The sequence below is a fragment of the Streptomyces sp. SID14515 genome (genome assembly GCF_010548505.1).
Lineage (GTDB): Bacteria > Actinomycetota > Actinomycetes > Streptomycetales > Streptomycetaceae > Streptomyces > Streptomyces caviscabies.
This window is the reverse complement of record NZ_JAAGMH010000101.1, coordinates 39,339-53,723: the sequence shown is the minus strand read 5'-3', so window position 1 is coordinate 53,723 and position 14,385 is coordinate 39,339. Positions and strand designations below refer to the sequence as shown.

Sequence of the window (14,385 nt, the reverse complement as noted above, 5' to 3'; positions counted from 1 at the left end):
GCCGCCGAAGTCAGCGGGCGGCGAACTCCGCGATGCTGCCGCCGAGCAGCTCACGCAGCCGCCCGAGCGCCCGCACACAGCGGGTCCGTACGGCCGCGGGGCTGACCTGGAGGGCGGCGGCGGTCTCCTCGATGCTCCGGTCCTCCCAGTACCGCAGCACCACGACCGCGCGGTCCTTGGGCGCCAGTCGGGACAGGGCCTGGAGCAGCGTCATCCGCAGCGCCGGGTCGTCGGTGTCGGCCGGAGCGCCCTCGGGCAGCTCGGCCAGCGGGCGTTCGCTCGCGGAGCGCCGTCGCCGGTGGGTCAGGAAGGTCCGCACGAGCACGGTCTGCGCGTACGCCGCCGGGTTGTCGATCCGGCGGGCCCGGCCCCACAGCACGTACATCCGGCTCAGGGTCTCCTGCACCAGATCCTCGGCGAGATGTACATCGCCGCTGGTCAACAGGCAGGCAGAGCGGAACAGATGGCCGGCCCGGCCGGCCGCGAACACTCTGAACTCCTCGGTCCGCGACGCCTTCATACCCTCCCCCGTCCGTCCATCCGTTCCGCCCTTCCACCTGTATGACGCGACGGGGCCGGGCAAATGTTTCGGACGGACCGAGGAAACTTCTCGGCACAGAAGTGCGCCCCGTTCACGCGCCGGACGGCGTGAACGGGGCGCGGGCGGTGGTGCGCGCTCGCTGTACCTGTCGTCTACCCGCGTTCCCACAACGCGGGGACGTTCGGCGGCTCCCAGCCCGAAACGGCCCGGTGCGCCTGCAGACAGCGGTAGGCGACCCCGCCGTAGGTCACGCGGTCACCCGCGCGGTAGGAGGTGCCGGACGACCAGCTGGCCCCCGGCTCGGTCGGCGGATCGGTGGGCGGATCGGTCGGGCCCGGCGTCTGGGCGACGTCCAGGACGAAGTCGAAGGTGCCCTGGCGCCCGTTCCCCGCGCTGCGGACGTTCATCAGCAGCTCCGGATCGAACAGGGCGTCGGTGTTGTTGCGCGGCTCGTCCGGGAAGTACAGCTGAGTGGTGAGGACGCGGCCGCCGGGCGCCTGCGCCTTCACATGCAGGTGGCGCGTACGGCCCGGGTAGAGGCCCGGCACGACGGTGGTGAGGCTGAACGACCCGTCCGGTCCGGTGAACTGGTGCCCCCGGAAGGCGAACCGGGCCATGTCGTACGCCCCGTTGGTGTCCGCCTGCCAGAAGTCGAGCAGCGCCCCGGAGACGGGCCGGCAGGCCCGGCCGAAGACATGGCCGCTCACGGTGAGCGGTATGCCGGGGGTGCCCGGGGTCACCAGGCTGGTGCGGTGCGGCGAGTCGGGCTTGAAGTACGGCCCCTCCATCTGCGGCGGCGTCGTGTCGTCGCCGTCGTCGCACTCCGGGGTGGGGGCCAGCGGCCCGTTCCCGGTGGAGGCGGCGTCCCGGGCGAGGGCGACGCCCCCTCCGGCGAGCAGGGGCGCGGCGCTCGCGACGAGCGCGGCCTTCAGGAGGCCTTTGCGGCTGATCCGCCGCCGGTCGCCCGACGCCTCGTCGGACGCGTTCGGGTCGTGAGGGGTCGCGTTGTCCATTTGTGGGGTCATGACAGTTTCCTCGGAGTCCTCGGTGGGCCTCGGCGCGGGGAGGCGGAAGGCGGAGGTTCAGGAGGTTCGGGAGACTCGGTGACGCGGGACGGTCGGTGGCCGGCCCGGGTACGGGTGCCGGTGACCGACACCCGTACGGGTGGCCGGGGCGGCGGCGGTCAGATCCGCTGCCAGAGCGCCGGAACGGCCGCGGGGGTCCAGCCGGGCTGGGCCGTGTGCGCCTGGAGGCAGCGGTAGGTCGCTCCGCCGTACGTCACCGTGGCCCCGACGGCGTACGCGGTGCCGGCCGCCCAGGTGCCGCCCGGCGGGTCGGTGGGCGGGTCGGTCGGCGGCGTGGTGGGCGGGTCGGTGGGCGTACCGCTGGTGACCAGGGTCAGCCCGTACGCCTGGAGCAGCGGGTTGAGCGGCTGGAAGTACGTCGTGCCGCCGGACGAGCAGTTGCCCGAGCCGCCGGAGGTGACGCCCTGCGCCTGGTTGCCGGAGATGTACGAGCCGCCGGAGTCGCCCGGCTCCGCGCAGACGCTGGTGCGGGTCACGCCGGAGATGGTGCCCTCCGGGTAGGTGACGCTGGTGTTGAGCTGCTGGATGGTGCCGCAGTGCCAGCCGGTGGTGGAGCCGGAGCGGCAGACCGAGGCGCCGACGACGGACGAGGTGGAGCCGGCGACGGTGACGTCGCCCCGCCCGTAGCCGTTGACCAGCGGACGCGGCGTCCAGTTGGCGTTGGTGGCGACCCAGGCGTAGTCGCGGCCGGGGAAGGTGGAGCCCTGGAAGGTGCCCTGAGCCTGCTGGTTGAAGCCGTTGGTGGTGGTGCCGACCCGTCCGCAGTGGCCCGCCGTGGCGAAGCCGTTCTGGGTGCCGCGCTTCACCGAGAAGCCGATGGAACAGCGGCCGGAGCCGTTCATGTAGTACGCGTCGCCGCCCCGCAGGTCCGCGAGGGCGCGCGGCTGTTCGGCGGACCGGGCGACGGTGACCAGGCCGCTGTCGACGCCGGCCGTCTTCAGGAACGCCGCTCCGGCCGTGGTGCTCGCGGCGTTCACGACGACCCGGTTGGCCTCGACGTCGACGTACCAGACGGGCACGTCCTTGGGCGCCTTGCGCAGCGCGGCCTTGTCGAGTGCCTCCTTGACCCCTTCGAGCCGGTCAAGGCTGTGGCCGACGACCTCGGCCTTCGCCCCGGCCTCGGTGATCCGGGCGGTCTGGGAGGCGTCGGTGGTGGCGACGGTCAGGGCCGCCTTCGCACCGCTGACCCGGGCTCCGGCGTAGCTGGCGCCGAGGGACTTCTCCAGCCCGGCGGCGACGGCGGCGGCGCGGTACTCGTTGGCTATCCGGCCGCGCGCGTCGTCCGCGCCCAGGCCGAGGTCGCGTTCCATGGCGGCCAGCAGTCCGGGCGACAGGCTGTCGGCGGAGACCGGCGGGGCGGTGGTGCCCGCGGGGTCGGCGGACGCCACGCCGGTCAGCCCGGCGAGGGCGAGCGCGCCCACGGCCACCGTGGCGGTGCCGGCGACGAGGGCGCGTCTGCGGAGCGTGGTTCTCTCCACGTAACTCTCCTTGGTTCAGGGGGTGTCCGGGTCCGGCGGGGGTTGGTACGGACCAGGGAATTGCCGAAACCGTAGCGGCGGCGGCACCCGGCGCAGGAGATCCCGTTCACCCCCCTCCCTCCGCGTTATGGGGCGAAGCCGGAAGCCGTCTCCCTTTCGGCGGGGCGCCCGGGTAGGTTCGCCCTCATGCACACAGGGCAACTTCTGGGCTCGGGACGCACCGCCGACGTGTACGCACTCGACGGCTCCTGGGTCCTTCGCCGTTACCGGGACCGCACCGACACCACGGAGGAGCTGGCCGTGATGTCGTACGTGGGCGCCTTCGGGTTTCCCGTACCGCGCATCGGTCCGCCCGCCGAGGGCGCCCGCCCCACGGACCTGGTGCTCCAGCGGCTGAGCGGCCCGACCCTGGCCGAGGCCCTGCTGGCGGGGCGGCTGGAGGCGGCCGAGGCGGCTGCGCTGCTCGCCCGGCTGCTGCGTGACCTGCACGCCATACCGCCCCGGGTCTCGGCGAACCCGGAGGACTGCGTGCTCCACCTGGACCTGCATCCGGAGAACGTGGTGCTGACGGCGGAGGGCGCGGTGGTGATCGACTGGTCCACCGCGGCGGAGGGCCCGCCCGGCCTCGACCGCGCGATGTCGGCGCTGATCCTGGCCCGGATCGCGCTCGACCCGTCGCTCCCGGCCGGGGCGGACGTACGGCCGCTGCTGGCGGCGCTCCTGGCGGAACTCGACGACGACGGCGGCACGTCGGCCACCGACCTGGCCCTGGCCCGCACCCGCCAACGGGCGAACCCGCACCTGACCGACCACGAACGCGGCTGTCTGGACCGAGCGGTGGACCTGGTGATCGGCTGCACCCCGTAGAACGTGATCCCTCCGGGGGCCTTCAAGCGGCTCCGGGGGCCGTTCAAGCCCCTCCGGCGATTGAGGAGCGGGGGCCCGGGGGCGGAGCCCCCGAAAGCCCGAGCTCAGCGCCGCCCGCGCCGCGCGTCCCGCACCCGCCGCAACCGGTTCACCGTGACCGCGTCCACCCGCAGCGCCCGCTCGTCCTCGATCAGCGCGTTCAGCAGCTGGTAGTAGCGAACGGGCGAGATCCCGAGCTCCTCGCGGATCGTCCGTTCCTTCGCCCCGGGCCCCGGCCAGGACCGCCGCTCCAGGGCCAGCAGCGCCCGGTCCCGTACGGACAGCTCGTCCGCACCGGGCACAGGCACGGCGGAGACATCCCCGGCCGGAGAATCCACGGCCGGGGAATCGGGCTGCTCGGTGTCGGGGGCAGGGTCGGAGGCGGTCATATCAACCAACCTAATGCCCACCCCCGACACCGGCCGCCGGACCGCTACTCGGCGGCCTCGGCCCGTGTCGCCTCGGCGGCTATCTCCCCGAGGATGCTCTCGGGGTTGCTGCCCGGTGCGACCGCGCCGCCGATCTTCTTCTTGACCGCGTCGCTGACCGTGGCCCAGGACGTCTTGCCGAACGGGGGCAGCGTCGAGTTGGGCAGCGCGGCCAGGAACTCGTGCAGCTTCTTGTGCTTCTTGTCGGTCTCCATCGCGGCGGAGGCGCTGCCGGTCACCGGGAGCAGGTCGTACTCCTCGGCGAACTCCAGCACGTTCTCGTCGGAGTAGGCGTAGTCGAGGAACTTGCCGATCTCCTGGCGGTGGCCGTTCTCCTTGAAGCCCATCATCCAGTCGGCGACGCCCATGGAGCCCTTGGTCGGGCCGTCGGCGCCGGGCAGCGGAACCATGCCGACCTTGACGCCCTTGGCCTCGGCCTCGTCCATCAGGGTGGGGTGGCCGTTGAGCATGCCGACCTTGCCCGCGGTGAACGCCTCGAACGCCTTCGCCCGGTCCAGCTTGCCCGGCTCGACCGGCCCGGTGAGGCCCTTGCCGACGAGGTTGTCCCGCAGCCAGCGGAACGTGGCGACGTTCTCGGCCGAGTCGATGTCGTAGGAGCCGACGTCGTCGGTGTAGCCGCCGTTGCCGCTGAGCAGCCACATCAGGGTCTCGGCCTGGGCCTCCTCCTGGCCGAGCGGCAGCGCGAAGGGGTAGTCGACGCCCTTCGCCTTGAGCGCGGTGGCGTCGTTCCGGATGTCGTCCCAGGTCTCGGGGGCGTCCAGGCCGGCCTGGTCGAAGAGCTTCTGGTTGTAGAAGAGCAGCCGGGTGCTGGCGACGAAGGGCAGGCCGTAGAGCGTGCCGTTGACCTTGCCCGCGTCGGTGAGCGACGGGAGGAAGTTCGCCGCGGTGCGGATCGCGAGCGTCTCGTCGGCGGTGTAGAGCTTGCCCGCCTTGGCGTAGTCCGCGTACGCGCCGATCTGGGCGATGTCCGGGGCGTTGCCCGCCTTCACCATCTCGGCGACCTCGCGGTCGACGTCCTTCCACGACAGGACGGTGACATCGACCTTGATGCCGGGGTGCTCCTTCTCGAAGCCCGACGCGACCCCGCTCCAGTACTTCTCGGAGCTGTTCTCCGGGCCGGTGCCGTAGTCGGCGGCGACGAGCTTGAGCGTGACGTCGCCCGAGCCGGTGTCACCGCCGCAGCCCGACAACGTTGCCGTCATTCCCAGCGCGGCCACCACCGCGGTCAGACCCAAAAAGCGCCGCTGCACAGCCTCGCCCATCCTCATTGATTCAGCCATCTCACGAACGGTGCGTCGGCGTCGCCCCCGACCCCCTGTCCGGCCGCGGCACTGCCCCCTGTCCGACACCGTCCGGACGAACTGCGATTTTCCCCCATTGCCGAACCGGCGGTCTACACCACCGGAGTATCGCTTCGGCAACGTATACGGGCCCTGGGAGCCACAACTGGCGTGCGGACACTGGAAGTCGAGACCCCCACACCGTATCTTGGTCCAGACCTTTGGTCCGGATTTCCCCGATCCGGGTTGCCCATTAGTCGCTTTACGGCACAAAAGGGTCCACCTTCACGCGTTCATCATTTTGTATGCGTCCGCAACAAACCGCGCTAGTGGACTAGACCTTTTGGGGGTCGGCGGGCGAAACTGTCTTCCGTGAGACATGTCATCGCCCTCGATGTGGGCGGCACCGGAATGAAGGCCGCACTGGTCGGGACCGACGGCACCCTCCTCCACGAGGCGCGGCGGGCCACCGGCCGGGAGCGCGGCGCCGACGCGGTCGTCGAGTCGATCCTCGCGTTCGCGGCGGAGCTGCGCGCCCACGGCGAGGAGCACCTCGGCGAGAGCGCCGTCGCCGCCGGGGTCGCCGTGCCCGGCATCGTCGACGCCGAGAAGGGCGTCGCGGTGTACGCCGCGAACCTGGGCTGGCGCGACGTACCGCTGCGCGCCCTGCTGGGCGAGCGCCTCGGCGTCCCGGTCGCCCTCGGCCACGACGTCCGCACCGGCGGGCTCGCCGAGGGCCGGATCGGGGCCGGGCGAGGCGCGGACCGCTTCCTGTTCGTCCCGCTGGGCACCGGGATCGCCGGGGCCATCGGCATCGCGGGCGGCATCGAGGCGGGCGCGCACGGGGACGCGGGCGAGATCGGCCACATCGTGGTCCGCCCGGACGGCCCCGACTGCAGCTGCGGCCAGCGCGGCTGTCTGGAGACGCTGGCCTCCGCCGCCGCGGTGACCCGGGCCTGGGCCGCCGCCTCCGGGGATCCCGGGGCGGACGCCGCGGACTGCGCGAAGGCCGTCGAGTCCGGCGACCCGGCCGCGGTCCGGGTCTGGCAGGACGCGATCGACGCGCTCGCCGCCGGGCTCGTCACCGCGCTCACCCTCCTCGACCCGGGCACGCTCATCATCGGTGGCGGTCTCGCCGAAGCCGGGGAAACCTTGTTCACACCACTGCGTGCGGCCGTCGAGGAACGCGTCACGTTCCAGAAGCTGCCCCACATCGTCCCGGCGGCCCTCGGGGACACCGCCGGATGCCTGGGCGCGGGGCTGCTCGCCTGGGATCTACTCTCCACGGAGGTTTCCGCCTGATGGCCGGACGCGCAGCAGACAGCACCGTTCTCGCCGGCGCCCGGGTGGTGCTTCCCACCGGCACCGTCGAGGACGGCCGGGTGACCGTCGAGGGCACCCGGATCGCCGGTACCGCACCGGAGGGCGCCCGGATCATCGACCTCAGCGGCCACTGGGTGGTCCCCGGCTTCGTGGACATGCACAACCACGGCGGCGGCGGGGCGTCCTTCACCTCCGGCACCGTGGACGAGGTCCTCACCGGCATCCGTACGCACCGCGAGCACGGCACCACCACGATGGTCGCCTCCACCGTCACCGGCGAGATGGACTTCCTCGCCCGGCGCGCGGGCGTCCTGTCCGAGCTGGTCGAGCAGGGCGACCTGGCCGGGATCCACTTCGAGGGCCCGTTCATCTCGCCGTGCCGCAAGGGCGCGCACAGCGAGGAGCTGCTGCGCGACCCGGACCCGGCCGAGGTCCGCAAGCTGCTGGACGCCGCGCGCGGCGCCGCCCGGATGTTCACCCTGGCCACCGAGCTGCCCGGCGGCATCGACTCCGTACGGCTGCTCGCCGAGCACGGGGTCATCGCCGCGATCGGCCACACGGACGCGACGTACGAGCAGACCGTCGAGGCCATCGACGCGGGCGCGACCGTCGCCACGCACCTGTTCAACGCGATGCCGCCGCTCGCCCACCGCGAGCCCGGCCCGATCGCCGCCCTGCTGGAGGACGACCGGATCACCGTCGAGCTGATCAACGACGGCACGCATCTGCACCCGGCCGTCCTGGAGCTCGCCTACCGCCACAAGGGCGCGGGCCGCGTCGCGCTGATCACCGACGCGATGGACGCCGCCGGCTTCGGCGACGGCCGGTACCAGCTCGGCCCGCTCGCGGTCGAGGTCACCGACGGGGTGGCCCGGCTGGTGGAGGGCGGCTCGATCGCCGGCTCCACGCTCACCCTGGATACCGCGTTCCGCCGGGCCGTCACCCTCGACGAGATCCCCGTCGAGGACGTCGTCCGGTCCATCTCCGCCAACCCGGCCCGGCTGCTCGGCGTCTACGACCGGGTCGGCTCGCTGGACGCGGGCAAGGACGCCGACCTGGTGGTCCTCGACGAGGACTTCGTCCTCAAGGGCGTCATGCGCCGGGGCGAGTGGATCATCGAGCCGAAGACGGCCTGAGGCCGGCCGCCGGGCCGCGCGACGCACGTAACGAAGAGATGGCGGTCGGCCCGCGGGACTGGGCCGACCGCCACCGCTTTGACATGATCATCGGAATCGCGTGCCGTCGCCCGGACGCGCGCACCACTGGGCCATGCACCGAGGGAGGGGCCGGCAGGTGATCCTGACCGTCACTCTGAACACGGCGCTCGACGTGACGTACACCGTCGACGCGCTCGTCCCGCACGGCAGCCACCGGGTCGGCGAGGTCACCGAACGCCCCGGCGGCAAGGGCCTCAACGTCGCCCGGGTGCTCGGCGCGCTGGGCCACGAAAGCGTGGTGACCGGTTTCGTCGGCGGCGCCACCGGAGACGTCCTGCGCGGCCTCCTCGCCCCGCTCCCGCCGCGCGACGCCCTCGTGCCCGTGGCCGGGAACACCCGCCGCACCCTGGCGATCATCGACCGCTCGACCGGCGACACCACCCAGCTCAACGAGCCCGGACCGCAGGTGAGCCCCGCCGAATGGGCCGCCTTCCTGCGGACGTACGAGGAGCTGCTCGCCGGGGCCGACGCGGTCGCGCTCTGCGGCAGCCTGCCGCCCGGCATCCATGTCGGGGCGTACGCGGAACTGGTCCGGATCGCCCGGGCCGCCGCCGTGCCCGTCCTCCTGGACACCAGCGGCGAACCGCTGCGCCGGGGCATCGCCGCCCGCCCCGACCTGGTCAAGCCGAACGCGGAGGAGCTGGCCCAGCTGACCGGCTCCCGCGAACCGCTGCGCGCGGCGGGCGACGCCCGCCGGCGCGGGGCGCACGCCGTGATCGCGTCGCTCGGCCCGGAGGGCGTGCTCGCCGTCACCCCGGACGGCGTCTGGCGGGCCGCCCCGCCCGCCCCCGTACGCGGCAACCCGACCGGCGCGGGCGACTCCGCGGTGGCCGGGCTGCTCTCCGCCCTGGCCGAGGGCCTCGACTGGCCGGAGCGCCTGGCCCGGGCGGTGGCGCTGTCGACGGCGACCGTGCTGGCGCCGACGGCCGGCGAGTTCGACGCGGCGGCCTACGCGGAGCTGCTGCCGCGCGTCACCGTGGAGCCGCACACGCCGACGCCCTGACCACCTGGGCGGTGATCAGGGCGTACGTACGGAGCGTGGCGGCCGGCCGTTCTTCTTCCGGGTCAGCCGTTCTTCTTCCAGCCTGTCGTTCTTCTCGCGGTCAGCCGTTCTTCTTGATGTGGCCCGACTTCAGCTCCAGCTGGTCGAGATTGGCGTCGCACTCGTCGCCCGTCTCGCAGGACAGCTTGAGGGTGTTGGCGCCCTTGTCGAGCTGGACGTAGGCGAACGTGTTCGTCCAGCCCTTCTCCAGGTCGCCCTCGGGAGCGTGCGCGAAGTTCTCCATGTTGATGGAGCGGGGCTCCTGGTCGTTGACCGTCAGGGTCGTCTTCGCGTCCTTGCCGGGCACGCCGTAGGTCACGTACAGGGTGTACGCCCCGGCCTCGGGCACCTCCACCGACCAGGTGGCCGAGCGGCCGACCTCGTTCAGGTTGATGTAGTTGCCGTTCGCGCCCTTGGCGCCCTTGACCGTGGAGTCCAGGGCCGCGGTGCCGCCCAGCGTCAGCGTCGCCGCGTCCTGCTTCGGCAGCTCGACCGGCTTGGGGGTCTCCTCGGGCTTCTTCTCCGGCTTCTTGGACTCCTCGACCTGGCCCGCGGAGCCCTGCGAGGAGGACGCCTCGTCCTTCTTGTCGTCCTTGTCGCCGTCGTCGCCCGTGAGCAGGGCGGCGCCGATGCCGATGAGGACGACCGCGACCACGGCGACCGCCGCGATCAGGAGCGCCTTCGTGTTCGGACCGCCGCGACCCGGGCCGCCGCCGTGGCCGCCCTGCGCCGGAGGCTGCCCGCCCTGTGCCCCGCCGGGGTAGGTCTCGGGGGCCGCGTACTGCGGGTTCGGCCGGTTGTACTGCTGCGCGGGCTGGCCGTACTGCTGCTGGGGCGGGTAGCCGTACCCGCCCTGCTGCTGCGGCACCTGCTGCTGGCCGTACTGGCGCTCGCCGACGGCACGCACCTGGTTGTAGGACGTTCTGGGCACGCCCGGCTGGGCGGCCGGACCCGGGTAGCCGTAGCCGCCCTGGCCGGGCGCCTGGGCGCCTGCCGCCTGTCCGTCCGCGTACAGATAGCCGAACGGATCGTCGTCCTCGGGCTTGCTCGCGCCGTTGTTTCCGGCCGTCATCCCTGGGTCACTCCTCACCATGTCGCCAGCCGTCGCCGACCGGCCGAGCCTACCTCGAACGGAGCAGGCCCCGAATTGCGCTCATCGACCCGGACGGCCGCCGGGGAACGGGTACGGGGTAGGGGGAGAAACGGGCTGTGAACGTCATCCGGCCCTGCGGTGAACCTTCGACCGGGACCGCTTTTCCACATACATCCGCTGGTCGGCGGAGCGCAGGACCTCTTCCACGGTCATTCCGCACTCGGCCCAGCCGATGCCGAAACTCGCTCCGACCCGGACCGCCCGGCCGTCGACCCTTATGGGCGGAATAATGGCATTTCGCAGACGAACGGCCAGGTCAGCGGCGTCCGCCGCCCCGAGGCCGTCGGCGAGGACGACGAATTCGTCACCTCCGAGCCGGGCGACGGTGTCGCCGTCCCGCACACAGGTGCTCAGCCGCCGGGCGACCTCGATCAGCACGGCGTCGCCGGTGTGGTGCCCGAAGCGGTCGTTGATGGACTTGAAGCCGTCGAGGTCGCAGAAGAGGACCGCGAGCCCCTTCGTCCCGTCGTCGTGCGCCGGATCCGGGGCCTCCGCGTGCACATGGTGGTCGAAGGGCCCGCCGCCGGGAATCGCCTCGCCCTCGTAGCCGTCGGCCTGGTAGCCGTGGGTCAGGGACGACTCGACGTCTCCGTACGCCGCGTCCAGCGCCTCGATCGCGGTCGCGGCCGGGGAGTGCGGCCGCTCGCAGATCCGGGCGCTGAGCCGCGACTTCAGCTCGGCGCTGTTGGGCAGCCCGGTCAGCGCGTCGTGCGAGGCGCGGTGGGCGAGGTTCAGCTCGTGGCGCTTGCGCTCCTCGATGTCCTCGACATGGGTGAGCAGGAAGCGCGGCCCGTCGGCGGTGTCCGCGACGACGGAGTTGCGCAGCGAGACCCAGAGGTAGGTGCCGTCCCGGCGGCTGAGGCGCAGCTCGGCCCGGCCACCCTCGGCGGAGGTGCGCAGCAGGGTGCCGATGTCCTCGGGGTGGACCAGGTCGGCGAAGGAGTAGCGGCGCATGACGGAGGCCGGGCGGCCGAGCAGCCGGCACAGGGCGTCGTTGGTGCGCAGCAGCCTGCCCTGCTGGTCGCCGCCCATCTCGGCGATGGCCATGCCGCTGGGCGCGTACTCGAAGGCCTGCCGGAAGGACTCCTCGCTGGCCCGCAGCGCCTGCTGCTCCCGCTCCAGCCGGACCAGGGCGCGCTGCATGTTGGCCCGCAGGCGGGCGTTGCTGATCGCGATGGCGGCCTGAGAGGCGTACATCTGGAGCGCCTCGCGCCCCCATGCGCCGGGGCGGCGCCCGTTGCGCGGCCGGTCGACGGATATGACCCCGAGGAGGTCCCGGCCGCCCGCGGAGGCGTACATCGGGGCGTAGAGCCGGTCCAGCGGGTGCCACTCGTCCTCGAACCGGGGCTCGGGCCCCTCGGTGTGCCACTGCGGTACGTCGTCGTCGAGGAGGACCCAGCCCTCGGTGTGCGGGATGAATCGGAGGTTGTCCCAGGCCTCGCCCATGGAGAGCCGGCGCTCCCAGGACGCACGGGAGCCGACGCGGCCGGTGATCAGCGCCTCGGCGGCGGCGTTGCCCGCGAAGGCGGCGATGACGAGGTCGCCGTCCGGCCGGACCAGGTTGACGCAGCCCAGCTCGTAACCGAGGCCCGAGACGATGCCGTCGGCCACGGTCTGCAGCGTGTCCGCCAGACTCCGCGCCGTATTGAGATCAGCGACGGCCTGATGCAGCTGCCGCATGGTCGCAAGGCGGACGTACGGTTCCGACTCGGCCTCCATTGCTCGCACTCCCCGAGACCTCGACAGCAACTCCAGGTTTCATATCGACGTACTTGTTGCAGTGTCACGGCCACTGAATCACAGTGAGCTGTGCACCCGGTACACAGGGTCAGCAGAAAATGGACTCTGTGACTCAAGTCACAACAGATGATCACGGTTTGCCGGTGACTCCCGGCGACGGTGGTCGTTCCGGGGCGTACGACCGGTCCTAGGACCGGCCTGGTCCCCTGGCCCGATGCGACCGCCCGGCCCCCGCGGTTAGCGTCGGGGTGTGCTCCAGACGAAGCCCCCCACCCCGCGCCCCGATCCCATCCCCCATGCTGAGGGGGTGAGCAACGACGAGTTCCGTGCCGCACTCGCGCGGCTGGCCGCCGGGGTGGTGCTGGTGACCGCCCAGGAACCGCCTCTCGACGAGGACGGCCGCGGCGAGGACGTGGGCATGACGGCGACCGCCTTCATGTCCGTGTCCCTGGAACCGCCCCTGGTGACGGTGAGCCTGCGCAACGGCTCCCGGATGGACGACCTGCTGGACGAGCAGCCGCTGTGGGCGGTCTCCGTCCTGGCCGCGAGCCAGCGGCACATCGCGGGCCGGTTCGCCATGAAGGGCCGGATCAGCGACCGGCTGCTGTTCGAGGACGTGCCGTACGTACGGGGCGAGGTGACGCACGCACCGCTGATCGGCGGGGCGCTGGCGACGCTGGAGTGCCGCACCGAGCAGCGCGTGGTGGCCGGGGACCACACCCTGGTGATCGGGCGGGTGCTCACGGCGAACCTGCCGAGCGCGGAGGGCGAACCGCTGACGTACTTCAAGGGTCGCTACCGCCAACTGGGCTGACGGCCGTTCCGGTTCCGGTTCCGCGCGCCGGCGGTACCGGTACGGCTCCACGGGCCGACGCCTACCAGTCGCGTCCGGAGCGCCCGCGCTTGGTGTCGCCGCGCTGCTTCTTCTCGCGCAGCCTGCGCTCGTTGATCCCGCGCGGGATCTTCCGCTTGATCCGCGGCTTGGGCGGCGGCGCGGTGGCCTCGGCCAGGAGGGCGGCGAGCCGCACGGCGGCCGTCTCGCGGTTGCGCCACTGGGAGCGGTGCTCGGAGGCCCGTACGGAGACCACCCCGCCCACCAGCCTGCCCGCGAGCCGCTCCAGCGCCCGCGCCTTCCACACCTCGGGCAGCGCGTCGGTCGCCGCCAGGTCGAAGCGCAGCTCCACCTGGGAGTCACTGGTGTTGACGTGCTGGCCGCCGGGCCCGGAGGACCGCGAGAAACGCCACATGAGCTCGGCCTCCGGGAGGGAGACCGAGCCGCGGATGACATAGGGCCCGGACATGACACCCATGGTCCCTTCCCCGTGCCCCCTTCGTCACCTTCTTTTGCGACAGCCGTACGAGTCGGCTCACCGGAAGGCCGGAAGTTCGGCAAAGAAAGTAAAGCGACCAGGAACCTCGTGGTCTGCTGCTTGCGTTATGACGGGTGACGGTAGCTTTCGTGATGGCACGAAGCCCGCACACGACGAGGAAAGGGACTTCCCATGGCAGTAAGCCTGTCCAAGGGCGGCAACGTCTCGCTCACCAAGGAGGCACCGGGCCTTACCGCCGTCACGGTCGGCCTCGGCTGGGACGTCCGCACCACCACCGGCACCGACTTCGACCTCGACGCCTCGGCGATCGCGGTCAACCCGGGCGGAAAGGTCGTCTCGGACGGCCACTTCGTCTTCTTCAACAACAAGTCGACGCCGGACCAGACCATCGTGCACACCGGTGACAACGTCACGGGTGAGGGCGAGGGCGACGACGAGCAGATCAACGTCAACCTCGCGGGCCTGCCGGCCGACGTCGACAAGATCGTCTTCCCGGTCTCCATCTACGACGCCGAGAACCGCAGCCAGAACTTCGGCCAGGTCCGCAACGCGTTCATCCGCATCCTCAACCAGGCCGGCGGCGCCGAGATCGCCCGCTACGACCTGAGCGAGGACGCCGCCACCGAGACCGCCATGGTCTTCGGCGAGCTCTACCGCAACGGCGCCGAGTGGAAGTTCCGCGCGGTCGGCCAGGGGTACGCCTCCGGCCTGCGCGGCATCGCCCAGGACTTCGGCGTCAACCTCTGACCCGAGCGCACAACAGCTTCACCGGAGCCCCCGGCCGCGATCGCGGCCGGGGGCTCCGGCGTGGGTGAGCCACCGTCAGGCCGAGCGCCCAGT

At 72.2% G+C, this 14,385-nt stretch carries 14 protein-coding genes; 6 read left to right on the top strand and 8 right to left on the bottom strand.

All coding sequences use genetic code 11. The features are described 5' to 3' along the window. Window positions 1-10 precede the first annotated feature (10 nt). The 3 genes from G3I54_RS22825 to G3I54_RS22815 all read right to left on the bottom strand — a co-directional run bounded on the left by G3I54_RS22825 (window position 11) and on the right by G3I54_RS22815 (window position 3,104). Window positions 11-520, bottom strand: coding sequence for a SigE family RNA polymerase sigma factor (locus G3I54_RS22825; protein WP_164616733.1), 510 nt, complete (start codon window positions 518-520; stop codon window positions 11-13). 173 nt (window positions 521-693) lie between these two features. Next, a complete protein-coding gene (locus tag G3I54_RS22820) occupies window positions 694-1,554 on the bottom strand; it encodes a carbohydrate-binding protein (protein ID WP_164616771.1) in 861 nt (286 codons plus the stop codon). A gap of 170 nt (window positions 1,555-1,724) precedes the next feature. Further along, window positions 1,725-3,104: a carbohydrate-binding protein gene (locus G3I54_RS22815; protein WP_164616732.1), complete on the bottom strand. Its 1,380-nt coding sequence runs from the start codon at window positions 3,102-3,104 to the stop codon at window positions 1,725-1,727. A gap of 186 nt (window positions 3,105-3,290) precedes the next feature. Here G3I54_RS22815 and G3I54_RS22810 point away from each other — a divergent pair, with 186 nt between their 5' ends. Further along, window positions 3,291-3,971, top strand: a complete 681-nt coding sequence (locus G3I54_RS22810; protein ID WP_164616731.1) for a phosphotransferase — start codon at window positions 3,291-3,293, stop codon at window positions 3,969-3,971. A gap of 104 nt (window positions 3,972-4,075) precedes the next feature. On the opposite strand, the gene G3I54_RS22805 is transcribed toward G3I54_RS22810, so the two are convergent. Next, a complete protein-coding gene (locus tag G3I54_RS22805; protein WP_164616730.1) occupies window positions 4,076-4,399 on the bottom strand; it encodes a DUF3263 domain-containing protein in 324 nt (107 codons plus the stop codon). A gap of 44 nt (window positions 4,400-4,443) precedes the next feature. Further along, window positions 4,444-5,721 carry an extracellular solute-binding protein gene (locus G3I54_RS22800; protein ID WP_164616770.1) on the bottom strand — a complete coding sequence of 426 codons (1,278 nt, stop codon included), beginning with the start codon at window positions 5,719-5,721 and terminating at the stop codon, window positions 4,444-4,446. A 390-nt stretch (window positions 5,722-6,111) separates the two neighbouring features. Here G3I54_RS22800 and G3I54_RS22795 point away from each other — a divergent pair, with 390 nt between their 5' ends. From G3I54_RS22795 to G3I54_RS22785, 3 genes are all read left to right on the top strand, one after another. Next, window positions 6,112-7,041, top strand: a complete 930-nt coding sequence (locus tag G3I54_RS22795; protein WP_164616729.1) for an ROK family protein — start codon at window positions 6,112-6,114, stop codon at window positions 7,039-7,041. Then, a complete protein-coding gene (gene nagA / locus G3I54_RS22790) occupies window positions 7,041-8,198 on the top strand; it encodes an N-acetylglucosamine-6-phosphate deacetylase (protein WP_164616728.1) in 1,158 nt (385 codons plus the stop codon). Before G3I54_RS22795 ends, nagA begins: the two co-directional genes overlap by 1 nt. Window positions 8,199-8,355: 157 nt before the next feature. Further along, window positions 8,356-9,282: a 1-phosphofructokinase family hexose kinase gene (locus G3I54_RS22785; RefSeq protein WP_164616727.1), complete on the top strand. Its 927-nt coding sequence runs from the start codon at window positions 8,356-8,358 to the stop codon at window positions 9,280-9,282. 100 nt (window positions 9,283-9,382) lie between these two features. Here the strand turns inward: G3I54_RS22785 and G3I54_RS22780 are convergent, their stop codons facing one another. Together G3I54_RS22780 and cdgB are read right to left on the bottom strand one after the other, a co-directional pair. Continuing rightward, on the bottom strand, window positions 9,383-10,393 hold the full coding sequence (locus G3I54_RS22780; RefSeq protein ID WP_164616726.1) for a carbohydrate-binding protein: 1,011 nt from the start codon (window positions 10,391-10,393) through the stop codon (window positions 9,383-9,385). 144 nt (window positions 10,394-10,537) lie between these two features. Further along, entirely contained in the window at window positions 10,538-12,193 is a 1,656-nt protein-coding gene (gene cdgB / locus G3I54_RS22775; RefSeq protein ID WP_164616725.1) for a diguanylate cyclase CdgB, read from the bottom strand. A 328-nt stretch (window positions 12,194-12,521) separates the two neighbouring features. Between cdgB and G3I54_RS22770 the strand changes: the two genes are divergently transcribed. Further along, window positions 12,522-13,028 (top strand): flavin reductase family protein, encoded by a 507-nt coding sequence (locus G3I54_RS22770; RefSeq protein ID WP_164616724.1) that lies wholly within the window; start codon window positions 12,522-12,524, stop codon window positions 13,026-13,028. Window positions 13,029-13,089: 61 nt separating this feature from the next. Here G3I54_RS22770 and arfB read toward each other — a convergent pair whose 3' ends face one another. Further along, window positions 13,090-13,524, bottom strand: coding sequence for an alternative ribosome rescue aminoacyl-tRNA hydrolase ArfB (gene arfB, locus G3I54_RS22765; RefSeq protein ID WP_030088019.1), 435 nt, complete (start codon window positions 13,522-13,524; stop codon window positions 13,090-13,092). 192 nt (window positions 13,525-13,716) lie between these two features. Here arfB and G3I54_RS22760 point away from each other — a divergent pair, with 192 nt between their 5' ends. After that, a complete protein-coding gene (locus tag G3I54_RS22760; protein ID WP_007446537.1) occupies window positions 13,717-14,292 on the top strand; it encodes a TerD family protein in 576 nt (191 codons plus the stop codon). Window positions 14,293-14,385: the final 93 nt, after the last annotated feature.

Excerpts from the sequence above, each read along its gene's own strand:
- G3I54_RS22825 (WP_164616733.1), bottom strand. The coding sequence starts at position 520 with ATGAAGGCGTCGCGGACCGAGGAGTTCAGAGTGTTCGCGGCCGGCCGG.
- G3I54_RS22820 (WP_164616771.1), bottom strand. The coding sequence starts at position 1,554 with ATGGACAACGCGACCCCTCACGACCCGAACGCGTCCGACGAGGCGTCG.
- G3I54_RS22810 (WP_164616731.1), top strand. The coding sequence starts at position 3,291 with ATGCACACAGGGCAACTTCTGGGCTCGGGACGCACCGCCGACGTGTAC.
- G3I54_RS22805 (WP_164616730.1), bottom strand. The coding sequence starts at position 4,399 with ATGACCGCCTCCGACCCTGCCCCCGACACCGAGCAGCCCGATTCCCCG.
- G3I54_RS22800 (WP_164616770.1), bottom strand. The coding sequence starts at position 5,721 with ATGGGCGAGGCTGTGCAGCGGCGCTTTTTGGGTCTGACCGCGGTGGTG.
- nagA (WP_164616728.1), top strand. The coding sequence starts at position 7,041 with ATGGCCGGACGCGCAGCAGACAGCACCGTTCTCGCCGGCGCCCGGGTG.
- G3I54_RS22780 (WP_164616726.1), bottom strand. The coding sequence starts at position 10,393 with ATGACGGCCGGAAACAACGGCGCGAGCAAGCCCGAGGACGACGATCCG.
- cdgB (WP_164616725.1), bottom strand. The coding sequence starts at position 12,193 with ATGGAGGCCGAGTCGGAACCGTACGTCCGCCTTGCGACCATGCGGCAG.
- arfB (WP_030088019.1), bottom strand. The coding sequence starts at position 13,524 with ATGGGTGTCATGTCCGGGCCCTATGTCATCCGCGGCTCGGTCTCCCTC.
- G3I54_RS22760 (WP_007446537.1), top strand. The coding sequence starts at position 13,717 with ATGGCAGTAAGCCTGTCCAAGGGCGGCAACGTCTCGCTCACCAAGGAG.